Origin of the sequence: Campylobacter concisus, from assembly GCF_902460595.1 — a bacterium.
GTDB classification, from domain to species: domain Bacteria; phylum Campylobacterota; class Campylobacteria; order Campylobacterales; family Campylobacteraceae; genus Campylobacter_A; species Campylobacter_A concisus_BL.
In genome coordinates, this window is sequence record NZ_CABPVA010000018.1 from 1 (window position 1) to 3,339 (window position 3,339).

Annotated in this window: 5 protein-coding genes; all 5 read left to right on the forward strand. The window is 29.4% G+C overall.

What is annotated here, in order from left to right; genetic code table 11:
* Window positions 1–333 (forward strand): hypothetical protein (locus F3G86_RS09980; RefSeq protein WP_188116458.1); only part of this gene is annotated, 333 nt, incomplete at its 5' end.
* A gap of 1 nt (window position 334) precedes the next feature.
* Entirely contained in the window at window positions 335–1,582 is a 1,248-nt protein-coding gene (locus F3G86_RS09985; protein WP_103610257.1) for a hypothetical protein, read from the forward strand.
* Entirely contained in the window at window positions 1,579–2,079 is a 501-nt protein-coding gene (locus F3G86_RS09990; protein ID WP_103589002.1) for a lytic transglycosylase domain-containing protein, read from the forward strand. The genes F3G86_RS09985 and F3G86_RS09990 overlap by 4 nt, the downstream gene beginning before the upstream one ends.
* The gene (locus F3G86_RS09995; protein ID WP_103589001.1) at window positions 2,076–3,080 is read left to right on the forward strand and encodes a toprim domain-containing protein; all 1,005 of its coding nucleotides are present in this window, start codon (window positions 2,076–2,078) and stop codon (window positions 3,078–3,080) included. The genes F3G86_RS09990 and F3G86_RS09995 overlap by 4 nt, the downstream gene beginning before the upstream one ends.
* Window positions 3,077–3,259: a hypothetical protein gene (locus F3G86_RS10000; protein WP_103568034.1), complete on the forward strand. Its 183-nt coding sequence runs from the start codon at window positions 3,077–3,079 to the stop codon at window positions 3,257–3,259. Before F3G86_RS09995 ends, F3G86_RS10000 begins: the two co-directional genes overlap by 4 nt.
* Window positions 3,260–3,339 lie beyond the last annotated feature (80 nt).

Below are 3,339 nucleotides of genomic sequence, written 5' to 3' on the forward strand. Positions count from 1 at the left end.
CTAAAAAATATTGAAGAAAAAAATTCCAAATATGATCTTTGCAGGAACGAACAAACTAGAGAAGAAGCTAGTTTGTCTTTAGAACGATTAATAAATGAATGCGGCTGCGAAAACATAAAAGCTAATGTTATTTATTTTGATGCATTTGATAAAAATTCACAATACATCTATGCTGATGAATACGAAAAACTAGAAGAGCTTGTAAATATTATCGACAAAAAATACCACATCTCGAACTATAAAACAAAATTTGCTTGTATACACTGGAATGATCACGAAGAAGAGTATCACTCACCAAAGGTCAGCATCCATAGAGTCTTAATAAAGGAATAACATGCCAACTTACAAAAATTTAAAATATATCAATGAAAGCAAAAATTCAATATTAAGTAATTTAGATAACAATTTACAAGAACAATATGCCAGTGACCTAGATCAAAATCTAAACGAACTCTACAATAATGAGGTTAGGTCGAAGATTGAAAAAATGGGGGATAAAAACCAACAAATTTCAGAATTTTTAAATGAAATGTATTCAAATGTTGATTACAACATGGATGAATTCGATCCAAAATACTTAAAAGAAAATAAAGAAAAATTTAAGGATATAAAAGGTGGCATAATCGCAAGTATTATTGATAGGAACAATAAAGCACAAAGCAACTACCAACTTGAGAGCTTTTTCGAAAAGTATGATCAAATTTTTGACAAGAATACACCTCATGATAAGATAATAGATAATGTTGCTAGTAAATTTCTAGAACTCAATGGAGAACTTTACAACAAAATAGAGCATGAATCAGTATACAACGAAGCCGAACTAGCTCTTAGTAAAACATTATCTAAAAATATAACTTCACGCATTGATATTGATACAAACAAAGATGGAAATTATCAAATAGATAAATTTAGTAAGTTGCTAGCTGCCAACAAAGAGTTTAGAGGAGATGAAAATATCGCCCTATTCCAAACTCTAAAAATGATGGATAAAGCATTAATGGATGAAAACAATAAGGATTTTAAAGCTATACATGAAAAAATAGGCTTTAACTTTACTGATATTAATGGAAAAACTATTCATATCAATGCAAGACTTGGCGAAGGACACTTTCAAAAAGACTTAGATCATTTGGTAAAGATAGGTTGCAATGATTGTGGTATAGGTAGTGTCAGCAAAATAGCTAATAAAATTTTTATAAAATCCACTGAAACAAACGATCTAATTTTAGATCAAAATGAAGAACAAAGCAAAGAGAGGGGCAAAGGATTAAATTTTAAAAATCCTGCAACAATTGATAATTTTGAAAAATGTTTAAAAGGTGGCATAGAAGCAACTGCAGCATTGGCTGAAAGCATAGGAGATGAAAGTATTACAGCTTTTACTCAAAATTTAAATCGTGTTGCTGGCATATCTGGTATAGGTAAACATATAAATAATATTGTATCAGCACAAAATAACAAAGAGGTAATAAATAGATTAGGCAAGGCATACACAGAAAAGGTCAAAAGTGGTGCAATAAAACTTCCAAAAGAAAAAGTTATGGAACACTCAAATCAAAAGAGTTTAGGCGCTAATAGATGAAATTTTTAAAACAATTTAAAATAATAAAATACTATAAAAAACTATTTATTATTATATTATCATTATCTATAATAGCGACAAATGTTTCAGCTATACCCAATGCTAATGAAAGTAGATACAATAAGCTCTTTTATAAATTTGGCAAAGAGTTTAATATCCCTCCGATACTTCTTTGGGCTATAGCAAAAACAGAGAGTAACTTTACCAATAATGCAAAGAATATTAACAACAATGGCTCAATAGATTATGGGTTGATGCAGATTAATTCAATTCATGAAACAACGTTAAAAGCTAAAAATTTAAGCATTGATGACCTATATAAGCCAGAAACAAACATTCAAATGGGAGCAATGATACTAAGAAATTGCATTAATAAACATGGTTGGGATTATAAAGCACTAAACTGCTATAACGGAAAAGTTGAAAATAATCCATATTCTCGTAAAGTTTTTGCAAATTTAAGAACTTTAAAACAAGCAAGAAGAGTAATTAAATGAACTTACACAAAGATGATACAAGGGCTTTTTTAGAATATCTTGGTTTTGACGTGGATAGCCACTATAAATTCAGGATGCGAGAAGATGAGCATACCGCTTCTGCTTCTATTGATCCAAAGAATGGCTATATTAAAGACTTTGGCAGTGGTTTTAGGGGTGATATAATAGCATTTTATAAGGAAATAAAGAATTGCGACGAAAGAAGTGCATTTTTAGAAGTAGCGGGCATTCTAGACAACTTAAAAATAGATCATGATCTAAATCATGGGCAAAAGACAAATATTGCTATTCATAAAAAAGCTATAAATGCTAGACCAATTAAAGAAGAACCCACAATAGATTATCTTGATGACGACATAGTAAAAAAATACGAAAATGAAAGGCGTGAGAATTTTACACGCTATCAAGAACTTTTACATAAACTGCTTCCAGTTTGCGACAATAATCAACGTAAAGAAATAGCTCAAAAATTTCAAATAGGTTACTCCAAAGAAGAAGATAGGTTGGTAATGCCATTAAGAAATGAGACTGGCAAGATCGTAACGCTTTGGAAATATAATCCAAATTTAAATATCAAATACACTTTTAGCAAAAATAGACCACGCTGCGCCTTTAATATCCAAGCATTAAAAGAATATATAAGAGATGATAGTCCTATATTCATAGCTGAAGGTGAAAAAGACTGCTTAAATATGTTGTCACGTGGATATAAGGCTATAAGCTTTGGGAGTGCTGCCACTCATTTAAAACAAATTCAAATTGATATGTTAAAAGATAGTTACATTGTTGTAGCATATGATTATGATGAGGCAGGGAAAAATGGTGCAAAGGCTTTAAAAGAGCAGTTAAATAACTCTTGTAAAGTTGTAGAAATAATAGAATGGGAAAAGATACTCAAACAAAACGGATTAGAAAAAGAGCTAAAGAAAGGATTTGATTTCACTGATTTTCTAAAACTTAGTGCCAAGGAGAGGGAAAAAAAACAAGGAATTAATAGATGACAGACAACAAAGAAAAAGATAATAGCCAATATAAACCAAAGAAAAGACAGGTTGTAATTTATTTAGAAGAAGATGAATTAAAATATTTAGACTATATCTATAATAAAAAATTCTTTCCAACTCGTGCCGCATATATTAGAATGCTTATTAATGAAGACAAAGAAATGAATGGCTATTAAAAATATTAAATATTTTAATATTGTATAAAAATATTTAATATTTCACATAATAATATATTGTTATAAAAGTATGTAAAAAT

Coding starts and splice junctions, on each gene's coding strand:
- F3G86_RS09995 (WP_103589001.1), top strand. CDS start 2,076: ATGAACTTACACAAAGATGATACAAGGGCTTTTTTAGAATATCTTGGT.
- F3G86_RS10000 (WP_103568034.1), top strand. CDS start 3,077: ATGACAGACAACAAAGAAAAAGATAATAGCCAATATAAACCAAAGAAA.
- F3G86_RS09985 (WP_103610257.1), top strand. CDS start 335: ATGCCAACTTACAAAAATTTAAAATATATCAATGAAAGCAAAAATTCA.
- F3G86_RS09990 (WP_103589002.1), top strand. CDS start 1,579: ATGAAATTTTTAAAACAATTTAAAATAATAAAATACTATAAAAAACTA.